This window comes from Variovorax sp. YR752, from assembly GCF_943372545.1.
This window is the reverse complement of sequence record NZ_CALRZC010000017.1, coordinates 1-23671: the sequence shown is the minus strand read 5'-3', so window position 1 is coordinate 23671 and position 23671 is coordinate 1. Positions and strand designations below refer to the sequence as shown.

The window sequence follows — 23671 nt, the reverse complement described above, 5'->3', positions numbered from 1 at the left end:
GGGAGCTTTTTACAATCCGACCCATTCTATGAAACACCTCTCGCCACGCCGCGCTGCGTCTGGTGCGGTGCTGGCCCTGGCGCTTTCGGCGCTGTGGACCGTGCCCGCGCAGGCCCAGTCCACCCCCGCTTCCGCCGCGTCGGCCTCCGCCGCCGCGGCCCCGGGCCCCCAGCAATTCACCCTCGCCAACGGCATGACCGTGATCGTGCAGCCCGACCGGCGCTCGCCGACCGCGGTGCAGATGGTCTGGGTGCGGGTCGGCTCCATGGACGAGGTCGACGGTGTCTCGGGCGTGGCGCACGTGCTGGAGCACATGCTGTTCAAGGGCACGAAGACCGTGCCGGCCGGCGAGTTCTCGCGCCGCGTGGCGGCGCTGGGCGGGCAGGAAAACGCCTTCACCATGCGCGACGCCACGGGCTACTACCAGCAGATCCCGGTCGGCAGCCTCGAGCAGGTGATGAAACTCGAATCGGACCGCTTCGCCAACAACCAGTGGCCCGACGACGAGTTCAAGCGCGAGATCGAGGTGGTCAAGGAAGAGCGCCGCCTGCGCACCGACGACCAGCCGCGCGCCCTGCTCGGCGAGCAGCAGAATGCGGCCGTCTTCACCTCGTCGCCCTACCGCCGCCCGGTGGTGGGCTGGATGAGCGACCTCGAGTCGATGACGCCTGCCGATGCGCGCGCCTTCTTCCAGCGCTGGTACGTGCCGGCCAACGCCGTGCTCGTGGTGGCCGGCGACGTCGACGTGGCGCGCGTGCGCGCGCTGGCCGAGAAGTACTACGGCAGCATCCCCGCGCGCGCCGTGCCGGAGCGCAAGCCGCGCACCGAGCCAACGCAGCGCGGCATCCGCCGCCTCGAATTCAAGGCCCCGGCCGAGCAGGCGTATGTGTCGCTCGCCTTCCGCGTGCCGCAGCTCACCAACATCGACGACGCCAACAGCGACGCGTGGGCGCTGGTGGTGCTCTCGGCCGTGCTCGACGGCTACGCCGGTGCGCGGCTTGACCGCGCGCTCACGCAAGGCCCCGGCCGCGTGGCCGATTCGGCCGGCGCGTATGCGGGCTTCGTCGGTCGCGGTCCGCAGCTCTTCATGCTCGACGGCGTGCCGGCCGCCGGCAAGACCGCCGAGACGGTCGAGGCCGCGCTGCGTGCCCAGGTGGCGCGCGTGGCGAAAGAAGGTGTCGGCGAGGCCGAGCTGGCCCGCGTCAAGACGCAGTGGGTGGCGAGCGAAACCTACAAGCGCGATTCGGTGATGGCGCAGGCGCGCGAACTCGGCAGCAACTGGATTCAAGGCCTGCCGCTCGACGCCAGCGAGCGCATCGTCGCCCGGCTGCAGGCCGTGACGGCGGCGCAGGTGCAGGCCGTGGCCGCCAAGTATTTCGGCGATGACCAGCTCACGGTCGCCACGCTGCGGCCCCTGCCGCCCGAACCCAAGCGCGGCCGCGGCTTCGCAGCCCCCGCTGGCGAGATGCGCTGAAAGGCACCGGACTCCCTCCATGAAGAACCTCCACAAATTTGCAAGCACCGCCCTCCTGGCGGGCATCACCGCGCTGTTCGGCATGGGCAGTGCGCAGGCCGCGCTGCCCATCGAGCACTGGACGCTGGCCAACGGCGCCAAGGTGTACCTGGTGTCGACCAACGCGCTGCCGATCGTCGACGTGCAGATCGATTTCGACGCCGGCAGCCGGCGCGACCCTGCGGCGCAGGCCGGGCTGGCCAGCACCAGCGCCGCGATGGTCGAGAAGGGCGTGCGTGCCGGCCGCAACGGCGAGCCCGCGCTCGACCAGAACGCGCTGGGCGAGGCCTGGGCCGATCTGGGCGCCAGCTTCGACGTGAGCGCCGGTACCGACCGCACCAGCTTCACGCTGCGCACGCTGTCCGACCCCGCGCTGCTGACCAAGTCCGTGGCCCTGGCCGCACGCGAGATCGGCGAGCCCGCGTTCCCCGACGACATCTGGCCGCGCGAACGCGAGCGCATCAACGCCGCCATCAAGGAAGCCAACACCAAGCCCGCGACCGTCGTCGGCCGCGCCTTCGCGCAGGCCGTGTACGGCACGCATCCGTACGGCCAGGAAGTGACCGAAGAGACGCTGGCGCGCATCGACACCGCCGCCATGCGCCAGCGCTACGAGCAGCTGATCCTGCCGTGCCGCGCCAAGCTCAGCATCGTGGGCGCGGTCACGCGCGCCGAGGCCGAGGCGCTGGCGACCACGCTGCTGTCGCGCCTGCCCAGCCCCACCGCCTGCGCACCGCTGCCGGGCATCGCGCCCGTGGCGGCGCTCACGGCGCCAAAGGACGAGCGCATTGCGTTCGATTCGGCGCAGGCCCACGTCTTCATCGGCCAGCCCGGCTACCCGCGCCAGGACCCGGACCACTTCGCGCTCACGCTCGGCAACTACGTGCTCGGCGGCGGTGGTTTTGTCTCGCGGCTGACCGAAGAGGTGCGCGAGAAGCGCGGCCTGGCCTACAGCGTCTACAGCGGCTTTGCGCCGGGGCTCGACGCGGGCGCCTTCCGCATCGGCTTCCAGACCCGGCCCGACCAGGCCGACGCAGCGACCAAGGTCTCGCGCGAGGTGCTCGCGAAGTTCGTGGCCGAAGGCCCGACCGAGAAGGAACTGAAGGCCGCGAAGGACAACCTGATCGGCGGCTTCCCGCTGCTGCTGGACAGCAACCGCAAGCTGATCGGCAACGTCGCCAACATCGCCTGGTACGGCCTGCCGCTGGACTACCTCGACACCTGGACCGCGCGCATGAACGCCGTCACGGCCGCCGACATCAAGGCCGCGTTCGGTCGCAAGCTGCAGCCGCAGCGCATGGTGACGGTGGTGGTGGGCGGCAAGCAGGCCGCGCCCTAAAACAAGCGATCAGGCCAGCGCGTGCGGCCCGCTGCGCGCGGCGGCGCGCACCGCAGCGCCGAGCTGCTCCAGCAGACGGGGCGCCGCGCGCGCCTGCTGCCAGTACAGCGGCACCGGCAGCGTCTCGCCGGGCACCAACTCCACCAGCGTGCCGTCGCGCAAGGCGTCGGCCACCATGCTGGTCGGGTGCATGCCCCAGCCCATGCCGCGGCAGGCCGCCTCGACGAAGGCGGCGGGTGAGGGCACCCAGTGGCGCGGCGTTTCCACGTTGCGATGGCAGATGCGGCGCACCCAGCGCGCCTGCAGCCGGTCCTTGCGGTCGAACACCAGGTTCGGCGCGGCGGCCAGCGTGCGCGCTCCCACGCCCTTGGCGAAATACCGTTCCACAAAACCGGGGCTCGCGGCGGCCACGTAGTGCACCGTGCCCAGTGCCTCGCTGTTGCAGCCCGTGACCGGCTGGGCCAGCGCGGTCACGGCCGCGAGCACGGCGCCGCTGCGCAGCCGCTCGGCCGTGTGGTCCTGGTCGTCGGCCGTGAGGTCGAGCAGGGCGTCCGGTGCCTGCGCGGCAAAGGCCGCGGCCCCCGCCATGAACCACGTCGCGAGGCTGTCGGCATTGACCGCCACGCGCACCGTGACGCGTTCGTGCGCCTCGCCGCTGCCCATGCCGAGCGCGGGCAGGGCTTCGCGCAGCTCGTGCTCCAGCATGCCCACGCGCTCGACGTGCCGGCACAGCTGCAGGCCGGCCTCGGTCGCCACGCAGGGCTGGCCGCGTACCAGCAGCGCGCCGCCGGTGCGCTCCTCGAGCAGTTTCACGCGCTGCGACACCGCCGAGGGCGTGACGTGCAGCGCGCGGGCGGCGCGTTCGAAACTGCCTTCGCGCACCACGGCGGCGAGGGCGTGCAGGGCGGCGTAGTCGAGCATCGTGGTGAATGAAGTAAAACTGAATTGAAGTTAGAAAGTTTAGTTTGATTTAACGATGTGCGGGCGGCAAGCTCGGACCATGACCGCCGTCCTCACCTCCACCGCTTTTCTCAACGGGCTCTTCATGAGCCTGGTGCTCATCGTCGCCATCGGCGCCCAGAACGCGTACGTGCTGCGCCAGGGCTTGCGCCGCGAGCACGTGAGCGCGGTGGTGCTGTTCTGCGCGGCCTGCGACGCGGTGCTGGTCGCCGCCGGCGTGGCCGGCATGGCGCAGGCCTTGAAGGGCCGGCCGATGCTGGCGACGCTGCTCGCGGGCTTCGGCGCGGCCTTTCTCTGCGGCTACGGCCTGCGCGCGCTGTGGCGCTCGCGCCAGCCGGGCGCGCTGCAGACGGTGTCGCAGGGCGCTTCGCGCTCGCGCGCCGCGGTGGTCGCGCAGGCCGCCGGCTTCACGCTGCTGAACCCGCACGTCTACCTTGACACCGTGCTGCTCGTGGGCAGCGCCGGGGCGCAGTACCCGGGCGCGCTCAAGCTCTGGTTCGTGGCCGGATCGACACTCGCCAGCGTGCTGTGGTTCACGGCGCTGGGCTTCGGCGCGCGGCTGCTGGCACCGGTGTTCGCACGGCCGCGCGCCTGGCAGATGCTCGATGCGCTCATCGGCGGCACCATGCTCGTGCTGGCGGCCTTGCTGGCCCGTCGCGCGTTCATGGGCTACTGAGTGAAGTGGGGCCAGCTGCGGCGTTAAGCTCGCCGCATGCCCCAGAAGCCCACAAAAAAGAACGCAGCCGCGCCTGCCTCGCGCGCCCCCGCCGCCAAGCGCCCGTCGCGGCCCAACGAGGTCCGCATCATCGGCGGCGAGTGGAAACGCACCCGCCTCGCCGTGGCCGACAAGCCCGGCCTGCGCCCCACGCCCGACCGCGTGCGCGAAACGCTGTTCAACTGGCTCGCGAGCCTGGCCGGCGTGGGCGGTGGTGGGCTGCCGGGCTGGCACTGCATCGACGCCTTCGCGGGCACCGGCGCGCTCGGCCTCGAAGCCGCCTCGCGCGGCGCGGCCAACGTGCTGCTGTGTGAACAAGACGGCGCGCTGGTCGCCCAGCTGGAAGCCGCCAAGACCAAGCTCTCGGCCAAGGCCGTGCGCGTGGAACGCGGCAACGGCGTCACCGCACTCGAACGTGCGGCGGCGGGCAGCCTGCAGGCGGTGTTTCTCGATCCGCCCTTCGAGACCGTCGCGCTGTACGAGCCGGCCCTGCGCGCCGCCGCGCGCGCGCTGCATGCCGACGGCGCGATCTACCTCGAGGCGCCGCGCCGCTGGGCCGCCGAGGAACTCGCCGCGCTCGGCCTCGTGGAATTCCGCTACCTGAAGGCCGGCGCCGTGCATGCCCATCTGCTGCGGCGCGCCGTGTCCGTGCCTGCATAATCCGCCGGACAAGCCGCACCGGCAGCATGAGGAAGAACCAACCATGGCCAGCAACGTGATCGCGGTTTATCCCGGCACTTTCGACCCCATCACCCTCGGTCACGAGGACGTGGTGCGGCGTGCAACCCAACTCTTCTCCAAGGTGATCGTCGCCGTCGCGGCGGGCCACCACAAGAAGGCGCTGTTCACGCTCTCCGAGCGCATGGACATGGCCCGCGAGGCGGTGAAGCCCTACAGCGACCAGGTCACTGTCGAGAGCTTCTCGGGCCTGCTGCGCGACTTTGTCGTCGCGCGCGGCGGCAAGGCCATGGTGCGCGGCCTGCGCGCCGTGACCGACTTCGACTACGAGTTCCAGCTCGCCGGCATGAACCGCTCGCTGATGCCCGACGTCGAGACCGTGTTCCTCACCCCAAGCGACAAGTACCAGTTCATCTCCAGCACCTTCGTGCGCGAGATCGCCATGCTCGGCGGCGAGGTCAACAAGTTCGTCTCGCCGAACGTCGAGCAGCAGCTCACGGCCAAAGTCCGCAGCCTCGGCAGGGAATGAACCCGCTCCCAGGCTTCGCGCGGAGGTGAGCAACACCCCCTTGCCCCGCCTGCATCCGCTGGGCGATGCGGCGCTGGTGTGCGACCTGCCCGCGCCCGCCACGCTGGCGCAGCAGCAGCGCATCTGGGCGCTGGCCGCCGAGGTGCTGGTCTGGCCCGGCGTCGGCGAAGCCCTGCCGGGCATGAACAACCTCACGCTGACCTTCGACCCGACCGCCGTGGCGTTCGAGGAACTCGCAGCGCGCGTGCTCCAGGCCTGGCCGGGGCTCGCGGCCCATGCCGCCGAAGGGCGGCGCATCGAGATTCCCGTGGCCTACGGTGGCGAGCACGGTCCTGATCTCGCCGACGTGGCGGCCCACACCGGGTTGTCGGCGGCCGAGGTGGTGCGCCGCCACAGCGGCGGCGACTACGTGGTCTACCTGCTCGGCTTCCTGCCGGGCTTCGCCTTCATGGGCGGGCTGTCGCCCGAACTCGCGACACCGCGCCGCGCCGAACCGCGCACGGCCGTGCCCGCGCGCTCGGTCGGCATCGGCGGCGAACAGACCGGCATCTACCCGCTGGTGTCGCCGGGCGGCTGGCAGCTCATCGGCCGCACGCCGCTCGAGCTGTTCGACCCCGCGGCCGAGTCGCCCACCTTGCTGCGGCCGGGCGACCGCGTGCGCTTCGTCGTCGAAAGCCTGCAGACATGATCCTCGTGCGCAAACCCGGCGTGCATGCCTCGGTGCAGGACCTCGGGCGGCCCGGCCTGCGCCAGCTCGGCATCTGCCCGGGCGGCGCGCTCGACATGCTCGCGCTCACGCTGGCGAATCGGCTGGCCGGCAACGCCGACGCGGCGGCCGGCATCGAATTCACCCTGGGCGGCTGCGAGCTGCAGTTCGAGACCGACACCCGCATCGCGCTCACCGGCGACGACTTCGGTGCCACGCTCGACGGCATGCCGCTGTGGCCCTGCTGGAGCGTGCCCGTGCGCGCCGGCCAGACGCTGCGGCTCGCCGGCGCCAACGCGCCCGGCACGCCGAAGGCCGGCCTGCGCAGCTGGCTCGCGGTGGCGGGCGGCATCGACGTGGCACCCGTGCTCGGCTCGCGCAGCACCGACCTCAAGGCCGGCTTCGGCGGTCACGAAGGCCGTGCGTTGCGCAAGGGCGACCGGCTCGCGCTGGGCGCTTCGCGCCTCGATGCCAACCAAAGTGCGCGCCGGCCTTTCGGCTTGCGCGCGCCCGACTGGGGCACGGCCGAGCCCGACGGCGCGCTCGCGCTGCGCGTGCTGCCCGGCCCCGAGTTCGATCTGTTCACACCCGACGCGCAGGCACTGCTGTGGCACGAGCGCTGGCGCATCACGCCGCAGAGCAACCGCATGGGCAGCCGGCTCGCCGGTGCCGAGCTGCAGCGCAAGGCGGTCGGCGACATGCTCTCGTCGGGCGTGATTCCCGGCACGATCCAGGTGCCGCCCTCGGGCCAGCCGATCATCCTCATGGGCGACGCCCAGACCACCGGCGGCTACCCGCGCATCGGCGTGGTGATTCGCGCGGACCTCTGGAAGCTCGCGCAGGCGCCGCTCGGCGGCCGGCTGCGGCTCGTGCGCACCGACCTGCCGCATGCGCTCGCGGCCTGGGCCGGGCAGCAGCGCTACCTGGCGCAAGTGGCGCAAGGGCTCGCCGCTGCGGGCTGGCCCGGCGCGGCCTAGACTGTCAGGCAGCGCAGGTCGTTTTCGCACCTGCCCCACGAGACGGAGAACCTCCCATGCAGATCGACCTGAACGCCGACCTCGGCGAAGGCGCCGGCAGCGACGAAGCGCTGCTCGGCCTCGTGAGTTCCGCCAACATTGCCTGCGGCTGGCACGCGGGGGACGCCAAGACGATGCAGCAGTGCGTGCGCTGGGCCATGGCGCACGGCGTGGCGATCGGCGCGCACCCGAGCTTTCCCGACCGCGAGAATTTCGGTCGCAGCACCATGCATCTGCCGCCCGAGGAGATCGTCGCGAACGTGCTCTACCAGGTCGGCGCGCTGGCTGCGATCGTCAAGGCTGAGGGCGGCCGGCTTGCGCACGTGAAGCCGCACGGCCAGCTCTACAACCAGGCGGTGAAAGAACCCGAGCTGGCCGAGGCGCTGTGCGAAGCGGTGCGCCGCTTCGATCCCTCGCTCAAGTTCTTCGGCCTCGCGGGCAGCAACATGATCGACGCGGCCCGCCGTGCCGGCCTGCAGCCCGTCGAAGAAGTGTTTGCCGACCGCGGCTACATGCCCGATGGCAGCCTCGTGCCGCGCAGCCAGCCCGGCGCGCTCATCGAGAGCGAAGAGCAGTCGCTGGCGCAGACCCTGTCGCTGGTGCGCGACCACCGCGTGGTCGCCATCGACGGCAGCACCGTGCCCGTCAACGCCCAGAGCGTGTGCCTGCACGGCGACGGCGCGCATGCACTGGCCTTTGCGCGGCGCATCCGCGAGCGGTTGCAGCAGGAAGGCATCACCGTCCGCGCAATGGCCTGAATGCAATGCCGGCGAAGCGCGCTTCTCCCTCGGTTTTGCTGACGGGCTTCGAGCCCTTCGAGCAGGAGCTGCTCAACCCGTCGTGGGAGGCTGTGCGCACGCTCGACGGCTGGAAGTGCGGCCGCGCCACGGTGCATGCGCGCCTCGTGCCCTGCGTCTTCGGCGAGGCGCTCGACGCGCTCGACCGCGCGATGGACGAGCTTCAGCCGACGCTGGTGATCTGCATCGGCCAGGCCGGTGGCCGCGCCGAGTTCACGCCGGAGCGCATCGCCATCAACGTCGACGACGCCCGCGTGCCCGACAACCTCGGCCGCCAGCCGATCGACGTGCCGGTGGTGCCCGGCGCACCCGCCGCTTACTTCTCGACCTTGCCCGTGAAGGCCATCGTGCGCGAACTGCGCGCGGGCGGCGTGCCGGCCTCGGTGTCGAACAGCGCGGGCACCTTCGTGTGCAACCACCTCTTCTACGGGCTGATGCACCGCATCGCAACGCATGCGGCGGCGGCGAAGGGCGTGCGCGGCGGCTTCATCCATATTCCCTACCTGCCGGCGCAGGCGGCGCGCTTTCCGGGCGCGCCGAGCATGGCGCTCGAGACGCTGGTCGATGCATTGCGCATCACCGTGAAGACCGCGCTCGCGGTGAAGCAGGACGTCGCGGAAACCGGCGGCCAGTTGCACTGAGCGGGGCTCTCAAGCGTTCGGGAAGTGCTTGCCCAGCCAGGCGTTGAGCGCCGTGTTGACGAACGCAGGCTTCTCCATCGTCAGCATGTGGCCGCACTGCGGCACCCATACCACCTCGGCGCGCGGCAGCAGCGCGGCCATCTCGCGGGTGCATTCGGGCGGCGCGAGGCGGTCGTCGTCGCCGCACATCAGCAGCACCGGTGCGCGTAGCAGAGCCAGGTGCGTGCGTGCGTCGGGGCGGCGCATCACGGCGTGGTTCTGTCGGATGAGCTGGGCCGCGCCGGCGCCGAGCACGATGTCGAGATAGCGCTGCACCAGCGCCGGGTTGGCGGCCTGCGCGGCATGGAAGGCGAAGGCGACGTTGGGCTCGATGATCTCGCGCACCTCGCCGCGCTCGAACCATTCGATGGCGCCTTCGCGCAGCGTGAACATGTCGGGCGTCTCGGGCCGCGCGCTGGTGCCCAGCAGCATCAACCCGGCGATGCGCTCGGGCGCCTGGCGCGCCGCTTCCATCGCGACCATGCCGCCCATCGACGCACCGCACAACACCAGCGGGCCGTCGTGTTCGCGCAGCACGGCACTGGCCATGCCTTCGATGGTGTCGTGGCGCGTCTGGACGTCGCTCACGCGGGTGCCGAAGGCGGCGGGCAGGGCGGGCAACTGGGCCTCCCAGAGGCGTTCGTCGCAGGCAAGGCCGGGCAGCAGGACAAGATGAGGCATGGGCTGATTCTGCGCGATCGGACGGCGTGTGCGAGGTGGCAGTCGTGCAACAGCGGGTTGGCACGAAGCCGGCATGTCATGCACTCGGGGGACAATGCATGCAATGTCCACCAGCACCCCTGACTCCGCCCCCACCGACCTCATCCTGATCCGCCATGGCGAGACCGCCTGGAACCGCGAACTGCGTTTCCAGGGCCACGCGGACGTCCCGCTCAACGACATCGGCCACGAGCAGGCACGCCGCCTGGGCTTGCGTCTGGCGGGCGAGACGGCACAGCACCTCATCAGCAGCGACCTCATGCGCGCCCAGCAGACCGCGGCGCCCGCGGCGCAGCAGCTCGCGCTGCAGGTGGTCACGTCAGCGGCGCTGCGCGAGCAGCACTTCGGCGTGGTCGAGGGCATGCGGGCCGACGAGATCCAGAGCCAGCATCCGCGCGCCTGGGAAGAGTGGCTGGAGTTCCGCGAAGACCACGCCATGCCGCAGGGCGAGAGCGCGCGCGAGTTCCATGCGCGCGTGATCGGCGCGCTCGGCACGGTCGCCGCCGCGCACCGCGGCCAGCGCCTGATCGTCGTCACGCACGGCGGCGTGCTCGACATGGTGTGGCGCACCGCACGCGGCCTGAGCCTCAGCGGCCCGCGCCAGAGCGAGATTCCGAACGCCGGCTTCAACCGCATCCGCATCGCCGACCCGGCCGCGCCGGACGCCATCGAGATCGTCGAGTGGGCCGACACGCGCCACCTGGTCGATATGCCGCCGCAGCCGACCTACGACCAGCGGCGGCACCTCAAGAACGACTGATCCTTGTCAGGCCGGGCAACTGCCCGGCTTCGGCCTGCGCAGCAGCGGCACGCCGGCGCCCACGCCCGTGGGCTGGCCGCCGTCCACCGCGAGGCGGCCGTTCACCAGCACCGTGACCACGCCTTCGGACAGCAGCGTGGGCTGCGTGTAGGTGGCCTTGGCCGCAAAGCGCTTCGGGTCGAACACCACCACGTCGGCGTGGTAGCCGGGGCGCAGGTGGCCGCGCTGCACCAGCCCCAGCGTGTCGGCCGTGAGCGAGGTGCTGCTTCGGATGAACTGCGCCAGCGAAATCGCGCGCTCCTTCACCACGTACTGGTCGTACTTGCGCGCGAAGGTGCCGTAGGCGCGCGGATGGCCCAGCGACGAGTCGGACGAGGTCATGACCCAGGGCCGCTTCATGAAGGCGCGCACGTCGTCGTCGCTCATGTTGAACGAGGCGATCATGAGGTCGCCGTCGCGCAGCACGGCGATGGCGGCGTCGACCGGGTCGGCGTTGGAGGCCTTGGCCACGTCGGCCAGCGTCTTGCCCACGTACTTCGTGCTGCCGGCCGAGAACAGGATGGCCTCGGGCCCGCCGCGCAGCCGCAGGTTCTCGCGCACGTCCTTGCGCAGGCGCTCCTGCTGCGCCGCGTCGTCGAAGCGCTGCAGCGTCGCGGCGCGGCCGCCTTCGTTGGCCCAGGGCGGCAGCAGCGCGGCCGAGAAGCGCGTGCTCGACGCGGTCCAGGGGTAGTGGTCGGCCGTGATGTCCAGGCCCGCGGCGCGCTCCTTCTCGATGCGTCGGATGATGTCGCCGCTCTGGCCCTGCACGGCCACGCCCAGCGCCTTGATGTGCGCCACATGCACCGGCAGCTTGGCTTCGTGGCCGATGCGGATCACCTCGTCGATCGAGCCCTTCAGCCCGACGTTGTACATGGCCTCGTCGCGGATGTGGCTGTCGTACAGGCCGCCGTGCGCGGCCGCCACCTTCGCGAGTTCGATGACCTCCTCGGTCTTCGAGAAATTCTGCGGTGGGTAGAACAGGCCGGTCGACAGCCCGAGCGCGCCGTCGCACATCGCGCGGCTCAGGTGCTGCTTCATCGTGTCCATCTGCGCGGGCGTGGGTGCGCGGTTGGCCTCGCCGAGCTGGCTGATGCGCAGCGGCCCGAAGCCCGCGTACATCGCGACGTTGGTGCCGACCGGCACGGCGCGCAGCTTCTGCGTCTGCGCCGCGATGTCGTAGCCGCCGAAGCCGTCGTTGCCGATCACGGCCGTGGTCACGCCCTGCATGAGGAACGGCGTGTTCAGGCGCTTGCGCGCGTCGTTCGAGAGCAGGTCCGCGTCAGCGTGCGTGTGGGCGTCGATGAAACCGGGCGCTACCACGAGGCCGGTGGCGTCGATGGTGCGGCGCGCGCGGAACTGCGTCGGCATGGCGCGGCCGGCGAACACGATGCGGTCTCCCGCGATGCCGACGTCGCCGACCACGGGCGTGTCGCTGTCGCCCGTGTAGATGGTGCCGCCGCGCAGCAGCAGGTCGAGCTCGACCGGTGCTTCAGCGGCTGTGGTGGGGGTGTGGAACGGCGAGGCGAAGGCCGCGAGAACGGCCAGCGTGACGAGGGAGCGCTGCATGGGCGAACAGGAGGAGAGGGGAGGAGCGGCCAGTTTAGGAGTCGCTCCCGCGCGGCCGTTAATTCCTTTTGTGCCACGCCCCATGACCGGAAGGCATGGGTGGCGAACCGCTCACGCTCCGGTGAGCTGCCCGAGCCCCAGCCGCGCGTAGACCGCGTCTGCTTGCCGCCGCAGCCGCAGCGATTCGGGCTGGCCGTTGAGTTGTTGCTGCAGCAGGCCCTGCGCGCCTGCGAGCGCGGCTTCGGTGCCGGTGCGCACGAGCGCGTCAAGATAGAGCTGCTCGAACAGGTCGCGCTGCGCATGGCTGCCGCCGATCTCGATCATGCGCGGCAGCGCGACGCCCAGGCCCTCGACCGCACCCGCGACATCGCCGCGCGCATGGGCCACGAGGCCGCGCGCGGCCGGCACGCACACGCGCTGCCACGCGGCGCGCGTGGACGCCGGCGCGACGGGCGCGAAGGCCTCGATGTTGTGCAGCAGCACCTCGGCTTCGGGCCGGCCGGCGCGCGCCAGGCCGTAGAGGTACTGGAGGTCGAGAAAGGGCAGCACATGGTCGGCCTGGCGCTGCCGCACGTGGTCGGCCACGTCATCCCAGCGCGCGCCGACGTCGATGCCCGCCAGCTCGAGCCGCGCGAGCAGCGACACAGCGCCGATCTGGTCCTGCGAGTAGTCCTTCACCACGCCCCAGGCGTGTTCGTCGTACACGGCGAGCGCTTCGGCGTCGCGCCCCAGGTCGATGAGGAACAGCGCCACGTGCCACCAGTTGTGCGTGACCATGAAGGAGTTGAGCCCGGTCCAGGTGTCGCTCACGCTGTGCATGAACGCCAGCCCCTCGGCCAGCCGGCCTTCGGTGAGCATCACGTGCGCCAGCGCATGGTGCGCCCAGGGCTCCTTGCGGCACAGGCCGATCGCGCGGCGCGCGCTGGCTTCGGCCTCGCGCAGCAGGTGGCACTGCTCGTAGCCGAAGGCCGCCATGCCGTGCACGTAGGGTACCTCGGCCGCGGCCGGCAGTGCCGCGAGCGCGAGCCGCAGCATGCCGGGGCAGTCGCCGGTGTTGAAGCAGTGGTACTGGCCGAGCTTGACCGACACCAGGTCGCGTGGATGCTCGCGGGCCTGCTCGGCATGCAGCGCGATGGCGCGCGCGATGTCGCCGTCGGCCCAGGCTTCGACCGCGGCGATATAGCGCCGTTCGCGCGGCGTGGCGCGCGCAGCGCCGGCGCGGGCCTTGTCGAGGAAGGGCCGCGCGTTGGCCGCGGCCTCGCGTGATTCGGCGAACAGGTGCAGCGTCGCGCAGTAGGCCTGCACGATCGGGCTGGCATCGCTCTCAGCCAGCGCCAGCAGGTTCACGGCGCGCGCCTCGGTCGAAATGAAGCCCATCACGAAGTCGTCGACCAGCGCAATGCTGGCGGCGTCGTCGAGCGTGAGCGGATTGCCGAGGCTGTCGGCGGCGAGCGGGGTTCCATGGGAGGGCATGGCGGCATGGTGCCACGCCCGCTCGGCGTCTTTCAAGTCCCTGTGAGATGCCCTAGACGCCCTAGACACCTGCTTGCTGGTGGCGGTACTCCTGCGTCTTGCCGCCATAGCCGTAGGCCGCGCCACGCGCATCGATCACGTGGATGTACGAGACCTCGTGCAGGTTGGGCCGCAGCACCGCCATGGCCGCGTACACCTCGCGCAGGTAGCGCGCCTTCTCGGCCTTGGTGTTGGTCTCGTCGGTCACGCTGATGTCCAGGTGGAAGGCCGACTTGCCGAGTTCGGCCAGCGACTGCCCGCCGATGAACCAGCTGTCGGCGGCGATGTACTGCACCGTGACGGCGATGACCGGCAGCGCCTTGCCGAGCACGCTCTGCGTGAGCTCGGCGACCGTGTCGACGGTCTTGCGGGTGAGGGCGGCGTCAGGCTGGCCGGAGAGGTGGACGACGATGTGGGGCATGGTGAACTCCTTTGAGGGGTGAAGAACGGGTGGTCGATGGGGTGATTGTGGGCAACGCCTTGTCATGGGAAAAGCAGGAAGATATGATGGAATCCATCGGATCAGCGAATGGATAGGCAGGCACCATGCAAGGCTTCGACCTCGAACAGTTGCGCACCCTGGTGGCGGTGGCCGACGCCGGCAGCCTCACGGCCGCGGCGCCGCGCGTGTACCTGTCGCAGTCCTCGGTGAGCGAGCAGATCCGCAAGCTCGAGGAGCGCGCCGGCCAGTCGCTGCTGACCCGCAGCAAGGCCGGCGTGGCGCCCACCGAAGCGGGCATGCGGCTGCTGGGCCATGCACGGCGCCTCCTCGCGCTGAGCGACGAGGCCTTTCGCGACCTGCGCGGCGAAACCCTGCAGGGCGAGTTGCGGCTGGCCGTGACCGACTACTTCCGCCCCGGCGACCTCACCCGGCTGCTGGGTCGGCTCGGCGAGCGCTATCCACAGGTGCGGCTGCACGTGACCATCCTGAAGAGCGACGCGCTGCGTGCCGCCTATGCGCACGGCGATTTCGACGTGGGGCTGGCCATGAACATCGCGGGTGCCAATGCAGCAGCGAGCGGCACCGGCGCCGTGCTGCGGCGCGAATCGCTGGCGTGGCTCGGCGCGACCGGCCTGCGCGTGGTGCGCGGCGAGCCGTTGCGGCTGCTGGCGCTGCCCGACACCTGCTCGCTGCACCAGTTCACCGTGGCCCTGCTGCGCCGCCGCCGCGTGCCCTACGTGCTGGCGCACGTCGCGTCGGGCGTGGCAGGCCTGCAGTCGGCCCTGGCCGCGGGCCTGGGCGTGGCCTGCCTCAACGAATCGGCGATCGGCGAGGGCCTTGCGCGGCTCGCGCCGCCTCACGGCCTGCCGGCGCTGCCCCGCGTGGCGTTCCAGTGGTTGCCCGCGCGGCGGGGCGAGACCGCGTTCGTGACGCGGGCGCGGGAGATGCTGTCGTCGCAGCTGGCCTGAGGCGACAGGAAGGGGGCGAGGAAATCAGCTCAGCTTGATGTTGGAACCGTCGAGCTTGGCTTGATCTTTGGCGAGGCGTTGTACCTTGCTTTTCTTGGCTTGAGTGCCGGTGAAGTTCACCGAGCGGGTGATCGTGTTGCCAGCGATTTCCAATGAATCGAGGCGGCCCTGCTGAACGTCAAGCGACTCGATGGTGTTGCCCTCGATCACGACATCACCTGCATTGAGATATCCCGAGCAGAGAAAGGGAATCCTGTTGTCGCGTAGCGTGAGGCGTCGTGTCATCACCGGCTGAGTTTCCTTGTTGTCCGGGTCGAAGCCGCCTGCGATGATCACTGGCTTGGTGACGTCGCCGCCGAAGATGCAACGTTCTATGAGAACGGAGTCAAAGGCTCCGGCATAGACATAGCAGACGGAGATCCCGTTGCCGTGAATCTGACTGTCCTTCATGGAAAAGGCACGCGCGGCTTCCTTGATGCCGACTTGAATGGCGCCACCCCTGACTCGCTCGATCACCAGATCGTCTTTGATCGTGGCATTGGTGAGGTCGAGATGGTCTAGCACGGTGTCACGGATGGTCAGAGACTGAAGGTCGGCTGAGACCATGTTGAATCTGCCGCGCAGCTTGCAGCGCTCCAAAAGAACGGGTGCATAGAGTCCTTCGCCGCCGCCGGCGGGCTGACAACCGACCTCATCGAACTCGCAGGACACGAGAGTGAGTCCTGCATAGCCGCTGATATCGAACCATTTCCCGCGACAGTCGATAAATGTGGCTTCGCCGTAGGTCCCCACGCTCCCCCAGCTGTTGGGCTCGCTGTCCGCTCCTTCGAAAATGCATCTCTCAAAGACAGTGGAGCGACTTCCGGTGTCTCCAACCAAGTGGGTTCCGCCGACCAGTTGGCAGTCTAGGAATCGAACCTCTTTGAGAACGCCGAGGTTGAAGACGCCAGTGAAGCGGCAGTTCTCAAAGATCACTTTTTCAAGGCTTTTTGGTCTGATCTGATGCGAGCCAACAAACTCGCAGTTGATGAATCGAATGTTGTTCCAGCTCTGTCCGATGAACTCCACATTGCTGACGTAGGCGCTATCGAGCGTCAGCGTGACGTCCCCTGCTTCCCGCTTGCGCAGATCGGGGTCTTTCAAATAGTTGAATTGCTTGCCGAAGTTTTGAATCTTTTCTTTTTTCATCAGATCACATCCCGTCAAAAAAATTGCGCCGTAACCGCCTGCGATTCGTATCGCAATTGATAGAAATCCCCGACGTTTCATGCGCCGACACTCATTTGACAGCCCGACCCGTAATGACTTCGTGGGCAGCGATGTATCCCTTGTCCCTGTATTGCTCCGCCAAGAATCGCCAATCCGGCACTTGTCCGTGCTCCCCACTTCTGCGCTGCATGAAGTCGAACGCGTTCGACCCCACCAGAGACGTCCCGATCTCCAGCGGAAATATCCACGAATCGTTCTCCCATTTCATGTCTGCACTCCAATCGGGTGTGGCTTTTCCCTTCTCGGGACCCATGGTGTACAGCGCGATCGTGGGCTTCTTCAGGATGACCTCGCAGAAGGCTTGCGTCACTCGCTGCATGAAGAGAACCCCTGCACCTTTGGACAGGTCTGCGGCGCCACCCACAGCGGGGCGTGTGGAGGTCGTCACCATGGCTTCTGCCAGTTTCTTCAGGTCTGCCGAGGTGAAGCGCAATGCGCCACCGGTCTCTGCGCGCTTGAACTCCGGAGTCAGGCAGTGCCAGGTTGAGGGCTTTGGTTTTTTCTTCTCGTCCACACGACCACCCTCAAAAATCCATACCTTCATTGCCGCGATGCAGTCGAGCTTCTTCATTTGATCGTTCAACAGAACTTTCACCGTGTCAGCGCGTCCTTTGTTCAGCAGGCCCGTCCGAGATTCCCACGCGAAATGCACGGGGGCGTTGTCCGGTTGCAGTACGTGCAGGTAGTCCAGGGCAACCGCCAGGCGTGGCACCTCGTTGTAACGGGTGCCTGTGTCGCGACCGGTGCGTTGGGTCTTGATCTGACGGAGCTTGCGCTCGCCGCAATCGAGCAGGCTGCCTGCGGGCGGGCGCAGCGTGTGGCCGTTGAGTTCGCCGGCAAGGTTCTGGACACCGATGGGGCCGCCGCATGAGCTCACGACGAATTGCGTGCCGCTCCGGGCGTACGCTGTGAGGCCGTCCTTGTACATGCCGGGATCGCGCCGGGACGCGACGGTGACCGTGCCAGCGCCGAGGGTGCTGCGACCTTGGCTGATGGTGTACAGCGCGCTGCGGTGGCTGTGGCCGCTGAGGTGCCAGTCGACGCGTGTCGGCTGCCCAGGTACGCTGGCGCAATGCGCGAAGTACCACTTGAGATTGCGCTCGCAGGTGCCGAAGTTGGCGTTGTTGAAGCCGGCCGAGGTCAGTCCGCGCGGCCCGTCGTGGGGAACGAAGCTCAGCTCTTCCTGGAGGGCCGCAGCGTTGTAGTTGATCATCGTGAAGTGGCTGGCGACCACGAGCGGGGCGTTTGTGCTGCCCTTCAGTGCCAAAGCCTGGCGCAGCACAGCCTGCTGGGCTGCATCGATGCTCGCGCTGGCGCGCGGCAGGATCATCGCGCCATGGCGGTCGGTACCAAGCTTCGCGACGCCCTCGACGTTCATGAAGTTCTCTGTTTCGCCCCACGCAAGACCGACGAGAACCTGCTGGGGAGGTCGCGTCGCATCGGGCTCTGTGGGCATTGCGATGCAAAAATCGGACAGCGGTGTGAAGAGCACGCTGAACCAGTCGAAGTTGGCGGTGGTGAAGTTCAGGCTGGTCCACGTCTGCCCATAGGTCGGTCCGTAGGCCAGCGTGGCTTCGAACACCGTCATGTTGTGATCTGCCGAGATGCCCGGATTGGCTCGCAGGCCCGCGAACTTGCTGGCGCCTTCCACGTCTTTCCTGTGCGCGTCGATTGACGCATCCAGCATGGTGAGCATTTCCTTGTTGGCTTGCAGTGCAGCTTGCACGCTGACGCGAGCGGCGCTGACCGCCAGATGCGATGACGTCGCCATGTGCGCAATCACCGTCTGCGCCTGCACCACGCCAGCGCTTACGCCGAGGTCCATCGCGCGCGTCCTCAGGTCGTCTGCGAGATCAGCAAGTTGAATGCCCAGATTTCCGGCGCTCTGACTGAGGCCGATCGCACCATGACCGACCGCGCCGACGGCGCTTGTGTACGTGCCCCAGAGTGCACTGATACCGGCGTTGGTTGCGTCGACCACAGTCTGCTTGGCACTCTGGAGCGCTGCGTGATAGACGCCCCACGCCTGTGCGGCAAGTCCGTTGCCAGACGACTTCAGGGCAGGCTCAGGCGACGCGACCTTGGGTTGCCCTGCCCGGGTCTGGCGCAGGTAGTCGTCGAGCGCGGCCTTGGCATTGGCGGCGGCGGTGTTGCTGCTGACCCGAAGCCCTTCGAGTGCGGCCTGATTCTGCTGGCGGGCCGATCGCAGCGCAGCGTGTGTGTCCTCGCCCCGTTGCTGAGCCGACCGATCGAATGTGCTCTGAATGCTGTCGATCTGGCGGTCGCAGGCATCATGCGCTGCCAGCAGCTGTGCCCACTGCGCGAGCGTCTTGCGCATCTCGGCCTGCAGGATTTCCATGGCGCCGAGCGTCATGCCCCAGACGCCGACGCGCGGATAGACCCCATAGGCGATGTCGTAGGCCTCGTGGTTGCCCGTCGTCATGAACACAGGCAACTTGAGCTCGTTGTACGCATAGCGCACCAGACTGTAGGCCAGCATGTCGTCTTGGCCGCGCGGGTACAGCTCGGGGTTCGCGGGATCATTGAGCCGGTTCAGGACGTTGAAGAGTTTCCATTGCTCCCCGATGCGCCGGTCCGGCACCTTGGCAGGGTCGATGTTGCGATTGAAGTCGATCAGGTCGCCCGTGAGTAGCAAGACGGTATCGGGGCGCTTGCTGACACCCACCTGATCGAACAAGGCCTTGAGGGCGTTGAAGGTGTTGCACACGAGTTCACCCACTGCAGGTCGTTGGCCTTTGGTGAACTGGCTGTCTTCGATCACATGCGCAGGCGACTTGGCCAGCGCGTTGTGCCGCACGTTGATATGCACATCGCTCAGGTGCCCGACTTTCAAGGGTGCGTCGCTGGCGAGGCGGATGACCGGATGCCATGCGGCGAGGCGCGCATCGGTTTCGGTGAACAGCGATTGTGCGGAACGGGCGGTTCGTGGAACGTCATATTCCATCAAGGCCGCTTCCTTGCCGCGCCGCATCACGGCGGGCGCGTTGGTGGCTTGGTGACGATGCGATCGACTCGTGATTTGCCGAGAGAGAAAGGTTTCGACCAGCAAGTCCTGCGCGTGGACCGTGCCGCCCGTGCACAGTGATGGGTAGTCGTTCTTCTGGGCCTGTGTGGGCTTCACCATCCAGGCGAAGCTCTTGAACTCAGCGCTCTCTGGCTTGATGGCTAATCGGGCGAGGTCGAGTTCCACTTCGTAGATATCGCCTGCCGGGAAGCCGGCGGCACCGAACGCCTTGACGGCCTGCGGACTGACGGTGGCGAACACTTCGCCTTTCTGGTTGTAGATGATGGCGCCAGGCTCGAACTTGGCGACCCGCCAGACCTTGATGGCTGTTTTCGCGATAGCGCAGTCTCGGCCGTCGCCGGTCAGTGCGCCGACTTGAATGTCAGTGTCAGGCTTCGCCCCTTTCATTGCCACGAGTCGAAGATGGCGCGCGACGGTCGCTGATGCGTCGCTGGGCAGGAGGCTCACCCGTCCACGTTTGTCCAACGTGGTTCTCCCATCGCTGCTCGTGGCGAGACCAAGCGATTCCGCTGCAATGAAGAGACTGCACTTCTTCTGGTGCGGTCCGATCAGCAGAGGAGTCCCCAGGCTGGGGTAAAGGATCAACGCCAGCTTTGGCGAGGGCTCGCTGCAGTCGCAGACTCGGGGAAGGAGGGCCATCGACTAGCCTCCCGGCGTGGTCACGGCCAATCGATGGCGCGCGGGGTCTGAAGCAGAAGCCGCGAACGCGGCAAAGCGACGCATGAACATTGCGTTTTCCTCCCTGTTGTTTGACTGACCGGCGCTGTGCGCTCTTGTGGTCTCAACCTGTGACAAGGTGTGAGACGAGGGCGCATTGTGCGGGGAGCATGTGCTCCCTGCGCAGGCAGTTCTTCACGAAGGCGAGGGGATTCGACGATGGCGTTTGCCGCGAGGCGCGGTCGGGCGCGCTGTGGGTCGAGTCGGAGCAGCGTCGAACTCGACCTGGACCGATTCGATCAGTCTGGAGCAACTCGCGGCCAGGGCCGCTGCATTTCCCGGATCTGCTCGAACGCACGCGCCACGCGCAGCACGCCGAGGTCGTCGAAGCGCTGTCCCGCAATCTGCAGCCCGATCGGCAAGCCGCCGGCCGAGTACCCGCAGTTCACCGACGCGGCCGGCTGCTCCGACATGTTGAACGGCACCGTGAAGCCGATGTGCTCCAGCGGCCGCAGCGGGTCGTTGGTGGGCGAGGGCGCCTCGGCCGCCGCGGGCATGTTGGGCGACACCGGCGAGATCACGTAGTCGAAGCGGGCGCAGGCGTTCACCGTGGTGACGCGCGTCGCGTGGAATTGGCTGAAGCTGCGGAACACATGCTCGCCGCTGAACTCGGCGGCGCTCTCGGCCCATTCGCGGATGTAGGGCAGCACCTTGGCGCGCTGGTCGGGGCGCAGGGCCTTCAGGTCCACGAGCGAGCGCATGCGCCACAGGTGGTCCATGCCGTCGAGCAGGGCCTGCGACATGAAGGGCTGCATCGGCTCGACGATGGCGCCGGCCTTTTCGAACAGGCGCGCGGCCAGCTCGACCGCGGCCTGGATCTCGGGCTCGACCGCGAGGCCGCAGCCGGCGTCGAGCAGCAGCCCGATGCGCAGGCCGCGCAGGTGGTCGGGCGCGACGTCGAACGCGGCCCAGTCGATGTCCTGCGCAGGCAGGCTCATGCTGTCGCGCGCGTCGGGCCGGGCCAGCGCCTGCATCATGAGCGCGGCGTCGCCGACGGTGCGCGTCATGGGGCCGGCGGCGCGGCCCATGTAGGGCGGATCGATCGGGATGCGTCCCAGGCTGGGCTTGAGCGTGAAGATGCCGCACCAGCTCGCGGGCAGCCGCAGCGAGCCGCCGATGTCGGTGCCCAGGTGCAGCGGGCCGTAGCCCGCGGCCGCGGCGGCACCGGCACCGGCGCTCGAACCGCCCGGCGTGCGGCTCAGGTCCCAGGGGTTGCGCGCGAGCGTGTGAAAGCTCGACAGCCCCGACGACAGCATGCCGTAGTCGGGCATGGTGGTCTTGCTGACGATGACGGCACCGGCCTCCTTCAGGCGCGCGGCCGGCGGGGCGTCGGCGGCGGCGGGCATGAGGTCGACGGCGGCGGTGCCCGCGGGCAGCGGGTCACCGCGCGTGGCGATGTTTTCCTTGATGGTGGTCGGCACGCCGTCGAGCGGGCCGCGCGCATCGCCTCGCTGCCAGCGCTGCTCCGAGGCGCGCGCCTGCTCCAGCGCAGCCTCGGGCCGGAACAGCCACGTGGCCTGCAGCCGGGGCTCGCAGTGCTCGATGCGCGCGATGACGGCGCGCGTCACCTCGACCGGCGACAGGCGCTTCTCGCGGTAGGCCGCGGACAGCTCCTGCGCCGACAGGTCGCTCAACGAAGGCAGGGAAGGGTCGGACACTGCGGGGCTCATCCCCACGACAGCGCGGACAGGTCGTTCACGAAGATCGGGTTCTCTTTCCAGAGGCCCTTGACGTTCTTCTTGGCCACGGTCGGGAACTGCGGCTGGTAGAGGAAGCCGTTGGCCGCGTCGGTGGCGAGCAGCTTCTGCGCCTCGCCCAGCAGCTTGTTGCGCTCGGCCGCGTTGCCGGTGGACTTGATCTTGTCGAACAGCGTGTCGAAGGCCTTCGACTGGTAGCCCCAGTAGTAGTCGGGCTTGGCGTAGTTGCCGAGGTCGAAGGGCTCGACGTGCGAAATGATCGACAGGTCGTAGTCCTTGTTGCCGTAGGTGCCGCTGAGCCACTGCGCCCACTCGACGTTCTGGATCTTCACGTTGATGCCGATCTTGGCGAGCTGCGCCACGATGACTTCGCCGCCCTGGCGCGCGTATGGCGGCGGGGGCAGGGTCATGCGCAGTTCGAGCGGGGTCTTCACGCCGGCCTCGGCGAGCAGCTTCTTGGCCTTCTCGATGTCGAAGGGGTTGATGCCCGTGGTGTCGACATAGCCCGCGGCGCCCGGCACGTAGTGGCTGCCGATCGGCACGCCCAGGCCGTCGGCCGCGCCTTCGATGAAGGCCTTGCGGTCGATGGCCGCGAGGATCGCGCGGCGCACGCGCACGTCGTCGAGCGGCTTCTTCTTGTTGTTGATCGAGAGGATGGTCTTGGCGCGCGAACCGGCCAGGATGGTCTGGAACTGCGGGTTGTTGCGGAACTGCGGCACGGCGCGCGTGCCGATGCGCGTGAACACGTCGACGTCGCCCGAGAGCACGGCGGCGGCCTGCGCGGCGGTGTCCGAGATGAAGCGGAAGGTGACCTTGTTGATCTTCGCGACGGCGGGCGCACGGAAGCCTTCCCACTTGCTCAGCGTGATCGACGAGCCCTTGGCCCAGCTGTCCAGCTTGTAGGGGCCGGTGCCGATCGGCTTGGTGGCGTTGGTGTCGACGCTTTTGGGCTCGACGATGGCGGCCGTGGCCTGGCCCAGCACGAAGGGCAGGTCGGGGTCGATCTCCTTGTTGATGACCACGACCGTGTGCTCGTCGACCACCTGCGTGGCGAGGTTGGCGAAGGTGCGCTTGTCCTTGTTGGTGCTCTTCTCGCCGCCGGCGCGGTCGAAGGCGAACTTGACGGTGGACGCGTTGAAGGGCTCGCCGTTCTGGAACTTGACGCCCTTGCGCAGCTTGAAGGTGTAGGTCTTCAGGTCGGGCGAGATTTCCCAGCTCTCGGCCAAGAGCGGCGTGACGCTGCCGTCGACGTTGATCTTGGTCAGCGTTTCCAGGATGTTGTATTGCACGACCTCGGCAATGGCGGCGGCGGCACCGGTGGTCGGGTCCAGGCCCGGCGGCTCCAGGGCCATGCCGATCACGATGGCGTCCTTCCGGCCTTGCGCCATGCCGGCCAGCGGAGTGGCCAGGGCGACAGTGGCGCCGGCGGTGGTAAGGAGGGTGCGACGGTTCAACATACGGGGTGATCTCCGGAAAACGGTCAGTGTCGAATGACTGCTTCGGCGCGCACCGTGCCCCAGAGGGAAGCGCAGCGCCACGAAAGAAAGACACACAGCACGAAAGATGCCACGTGCAGCGGATCATTCTCTCGCAGCAGGCCCTCCGGTGCGCGCCGGCGCGGGCGGTATTTCCTCGGGACGTTCCCGGATGGGCGAGCGATCTTGCGCGAAGCCGAGGCCTCGCGCCACCAGATGCTCATGACCGATTTGTCCGAGGGGCAAGGCCCCCGTGTTCAGGCCGCGCGCAACGCGCCGCCGGGCGGCGTGTGCAGCACCGCCGACAGCAAGGTGCGGGTGTACGGGTGCTGCGCGTGGTGGAACAGATCGGCCGGCGGTCCCTGCTCCACGATCTGGCCCTTGAACACCACGCACACGTCGTCGCACAGGTGGTTGACCACCGCGAGGTCGTGGCTGATGAGCAGGTAGCTGATGCCGAACTGCTGCTGCAGGTCCTGCATGAGGTTGAGCACCTGGGCCTGCACCGAGACGTCGAGTGCGCTCAC

General features: G+C 68.5%; 22 protein-coding genes. 11 read left to right on the top strand and 11 right to left on the bottom strand.

The window, feature by feature from the left end; translation table 11 throughout:
* Positions 1-28: 28 nt before the first annotated feature.
* Both AAG801_RS06240 and AAG801_RS06235 read left to right on the top strand, forming a co-directional pair.
* A complete protein-coding gene (locus tag AAG801_RS06240) occupies positions 29-1474 on the top strand; it encodes a pitrilysin family protein (RefSeq protein ID WP_341887644.1) in 1446 nt (481 codons plus the stop codon).
* Between the two features lie 19 nt (positions 1475-1493).
* Complete coding sequence (locus AAG801_RS06235) at positions 1494-2852, top strand: pitrilysin family protein (RefSeq protein ID WP_341887643.1); 1359 nt, start codon at positions 1494-1496, stop codon at positions 2850-2852.
* 9 nt (positions 2853-2861) lie between these two features.
* Here the strand turns inward: AAG801_RS06235 and AAG801_RS06230 are convergent, their stop codons facing one another.
* Positions 2862-3773 carry a LysR family transcriptional regulator ArgP gene (locus AAG801_RS06230; protein ID WP_341887642.1) on the bottom strand — a complete coding sequence of 304 codons (912 nt, stop codon included), beginning with the start codon at positions 3771-3773 and terminating at the stop codon, positions 2862-2864.
* A gap of 79 nt (positions 3774-3852) precedes the next feature.
* Between AAG801_RS06230 and AAG801_RS06225 the strand changes: the two genes are divergently transcribed.
* Genes AAG801_RS06225 through pcp form a run of 7 tightly spaced genes read left to right on the top strand, consistent with a single transcriptional unit; the run spans position 3853 to position 8894 of the window.
* Complete coding sequence (locus AAG801_RS06225; protein ID WP_341887641.1) at positions 3853-4488, top strand: LysE/ArgO family amino acid transporter; 636 nt, start codon at positions 3853-3855, stop codon at positions 4486-4488.
* A gap of 36 nt (positions 4489-4524) precedes the next feature.
* Positions 4525-5187: an RsmD family RNA methyltransferase gene (locus AAG801_RS06220; RefSeq protein ID WP_192193554.1), complete on the top strand. Its 663-nt coding sequence runs from the start codon at positions 4525-4527 to the stop codon at positions 5185-5187.
* 43 nt (positions 5188-5230) lie between these two features.
* Positions 5231-5734 (top strand): pantetheine-phosphate adenylyltransferase, encoded by a 504-nt coding sequence (gene coaD, locus AAG801_RS06215; RefSeq protein WP_062481439.1) that lies wholly within the window; start codon positions 5231-5233, stop codon positions 5732-5734.
* A 40-nt stretch (positions 5735-5774) separates the two neighbouring features.
* Positions 5775-6422: a 5-oxoprolinase subunit PxpB gene (gene pxpB / locus AAG801_RS06210; protein ID WP_341887675.1), complete on the top strand. Its 648-nt coding sequence runs from the start codon at positions 5775-5777 to the stop codon at positions 6420-6422.
* On the top strand, positions 6419-7417 hold the full coding sequence (locus AAG801_RS06205) for a biotin-dependent carboxyltransferase family protein (protein ID WP_341887640.1): 999 nt from the start codon (positions 6419-6421) through the stop codon (positions 7415-7417). Before pxpB ends, AAG801_RS06205 begins: the two co-directional genes overlap by 4 nt.
* 56 nt (positions 7418-7473) lie before the next feature.
* The gene (gene pxpA, locus AAG801_RS06200) at positions 7474-8214 is read left to right on the top strand and encodes a 5-oxoprolinase subunit PxpA (protein WP_341887639.1); all 741 of its coding nucleotides are present in this window, start codon (positions 7474-7476) and stop codon (positions 8212-8214) included.
* A gap of 5 nt (positions 8215-8219) precedes the next feature.
* On the top strand, positions 8220-8894 hold the full coding sequence (gene pcp, locus AAG801_RS06195) for a pyroglutamyl-peptidase I (protein ID WP_341887638.1): 675 nt from the start codon (positions 8220-8222) through the stop codon (positions 8892-8894).
* A gap of 9 nt (positions 8895-8903) precedes the next feature.
* On the opposite strand, the gene AAG801_RS06190 is transcribed toward pcp, so the two are convergent.
* Positions 8904-9614, bottom strand: coding sequence for an alpha/beta fold hydrolase (locus AAG801_RS06190; RefSeq protein WP_341887637.1), 711 nt, complete (start codon positions 9612-9614; stop codon positions 8904-8906).
* Between the two features lie 103 nt (positions 9615-9717).
* On the opposite strand from AAG801_RS06190, the gene AAG801_RS06185 reads away from it, so the two are divergent.
* Positions 9718-10413 carry a histidine phosphatase family protein gene (locus AAG801_RS06185; protein WP_341887636.1) on the top strand — a complete coding sequence of 232 codons (696 nt, stop codon included), beginning with the start codon at positions 9718-9720 and terminating at the stop codon, positions 10411-10413.
* Between the two features lie 6 nt (positions 10414-10419).
* Here the strand turns inward: AAG801_RS06185 and AAG801_RS06180 are convergent, their stop codons facing one another.
* The 3 genes from AAG801_RS06180 to AAG801_RS06170 form a co-directional block, all read right to left on the bottom strand.
* Complete coding sequence (locus AAG801_RS06180; RefSeq protein WP_341887635.1) at positions 10420-12018, bottom strand: amidohydrolase family protein; 1599 nt, start codon at positions 12016-12018, stop codon at positions 10420-10422.
* 111 nt (positions 12019-12129) lie between these two features.
* Positions 12130-13491, bottom strand: coding sequence for a tetratricopeptide repeat protein (locus AAG801_RS06175; RefSeq protein ID WP_341887634.1), 1362 nt, complete (start codon positions 13489-13491; stop codon positions 12130-12132).
* Between the two features lie 61 nt (positions 13492-13552).
* Positions 13553-13951, bottom strand: coding sequence for a 4-oxalocrotonate tautomerase family protein (locus tag AAG801_RS06170; protein WP_341887633.1), 399 nt, complete (start codon positions 13949-13951; stop codon positions 13553-13555).
* 125 nt (positions 13952-14076) lie between these two features.
* On the opposite strand from AAG801_RS06170, the gene AAG801_RS06165 reads away from it, so the two are divergent.
* On the top strand, positions 14077-14940 hold the full coding sequence (locus tag AAG801_RS06165) for a LysR substrate-binding domain-containing protein (protein ID WP_341887632.1): 864 nt from the start codon (positions 14077-14079) through the stop codon (positions 14938-14940).
* Positions 14941-14964: 24 nt separating this feature from the next.
* Here the strand turns inward: AAG801_RS06165 and AAG801_RS06160 are convergent, their stop codons facing one another.
* From AAG801_RS06160 to AAG801_RS06135, 6 genes are all read right to left on the bottom strand, one after another.
* A complete protein-coding gene (locus AAG801_RS06160; protein ID WP_341887631.1) occupies positions 14965-16209 on the bottom strand; it encodes a hypothetical protein in 1245 nt (414 codons plus the stop codon).
* A gap of 10 nt (positions 16210-16219) precedes the next feature.
* Positions 16220-19720, bottom strand: coding sequence for a metallophosphoesterase (locus AAG801_RS06155; protein ID WP_341887630.1), 3501 nt, complete (start codon positions 19718-19720; stop codon positions 16220-16222).
* A 491-nt stretch (positions 19721-20211) separates the two neighbouring features.
* Positions 20212-21630, bottom strand: a complete 1419-nt coding sequence (locus AAG801_RS06150; RefSeq protein WP_341887629.1) for an amidase — start codon at positions 21628-21630, stop codon at positions 20212-20214.
* 8 nt (positions 21631-21638) lie between these two features.
* On the bottom strand, positions 21639-23126 hold the full coding sequence (locus AAG801_RS06145) for an ABC transporter substrate-binding protein (RefSeq protein ID WP_319357335.1): 1488 nt from the start codon (positions 23124-23126) through the stop codon (positions 21639-21641).
* A gap of 23 nt (positions 23127-23149) precedes the next feature.
* Entirely contained in the window at positions 23150-23368 is a 219-nt protein-coding gene (locus AAG801_RS06140) for a hypothetical protein (protein ID WP_341887628.1), read from the bottom strand.
* A 33-nt stretch (positions 23369-23401) separates the two neighbouring features.
* Positions 23402-23671, bottom strand: a 270-nt coding sequence (locus AAG801_RS06135) for an ABC transporter ATP-binding protein (protein WP_341887627.1), incomplete at its 5' end; no start/stop codon positions are given.

Coding starts and splice junctions, on each gene's coding strand:
- AAG801_RS06240 (WP_341887644.1), top strand. CDS start 29: ATGAAACACCTCTCGCCACGCCGCGCTGCGTCTGGTGCGGTGCTGGCC.
- AAG801_RS06235 (WP_341887643.1), top strand. CDS start 1,494: ATGAAGAACCTCCACAAATTTGCAAGCACCGCCCTCCTGGCGGGCATC.
- AAG801_RS06230 (WP_341887642.1), bottom strand. CDS start 3,773: ATGCTCGACTACGCCGCCCTGCACGCCCTCGCCGCCGTGGTGCGCGAA.
- AAG801_RS06225 (WP_341887641.1), top strand. CDS start 3,853: ATGACCGCCGTCCTCACCTCCACCGCTTTTCTCAACGGGCTCTTCATG.
- AAG801_RS06220 (WP_192193554.1), top strand. CDS start 4,525: ATGCCCCAGAAGCCCACAAAAAAGAACGCAGCCGCGCCTGCCTCGCGC.
- coaD (WP_062481439.1), top strand. CDS start 5,231: ATGGCCAGCAACGTGATCGCGGTTTATCCCGGCACTTTCGACCCCATC.
- AAG801_RS06205 (WP_341887640.1), top strand. CDS start 6,419: ATGATCCTCGTGCGCAAACCCGGCGTGCATGCCTCGGTGCAGGACCTC.
- pxpA (WP_341887639.1), top strand. CDS start 7,474: ATGCAGATCGACCTGAACGCCGACCTCGGCGAAGGCGCCGGCAGCGAC.
- pcp (WP_341887638.1), top strand. CDS start 8,220: ATGCCGGCGAAGCGCGCTTCTCCCTCGGTTTTGCTGACGGGCTTCGAG.
- AAG801_RS06190 (WP_341887637.1), bottom strand. CDS start 9,614: ATGCCTCATCTTGTCCTGCTGCCCGGCCTTGCCTGCGACGAACGCCTC.
- AAG801_RS06185 (WP_341887636.1), top strand. CDS start 9,718: ATGTCCACCAGCACCCCTGACTCCGCCCCCACCGACCTCATCCTGATC.
- AAG801_RS06180 (WP_341887635.1), bottom strand. CDS start 12,018: ATGCAGCGCTCCCTCGTCACGCTGGCCGTTCTCGCGGCCTTCGCCTCG.
- AAG801_RS06175 (WP_341887634.1), bottom strand. CDS start 13,491: ATGCCCTCCCATGGAACCCCGCTCGCCGCCGACAGCCTCGGCAATCCG.
- AAG801_RS06170 (WP_341887633.1), bottom strand. CDS start 13,951: ATGCCCCACATCGTCGTCCACCTCTCCGGCCAGCCTGACGCCGCCCTC.
- AAG801_RS06165 (WP_341887632.1), top strand. CDS start 14,077: ATGCAAGGCTTCGACCTCGAACAGTTGCGCACCCTGGTGGCGGTGGCC.
- AAG801_RS06160 (WP_341887631.1), bottom strand. CDS start 16,209: ATGAAACGTCGGGGATTTCTATCAATTGCGATACGAATCGCAGGCGGT.
- AAG801_RS06145 (WP_319357335.1), bottom strand. CDS start 23,126: ATGTTGAACCGTCGCACCCTCCTTACCACCGCCGGCGCCACTGTCGCC.
- AAG801_RS06140 (WP_341887628.1), bottom strand. CDS start 23,368: ATGAGCATCTGGTGGCGCGAGGCCTCGGCTTCGCGCAAGATCGCTCGC.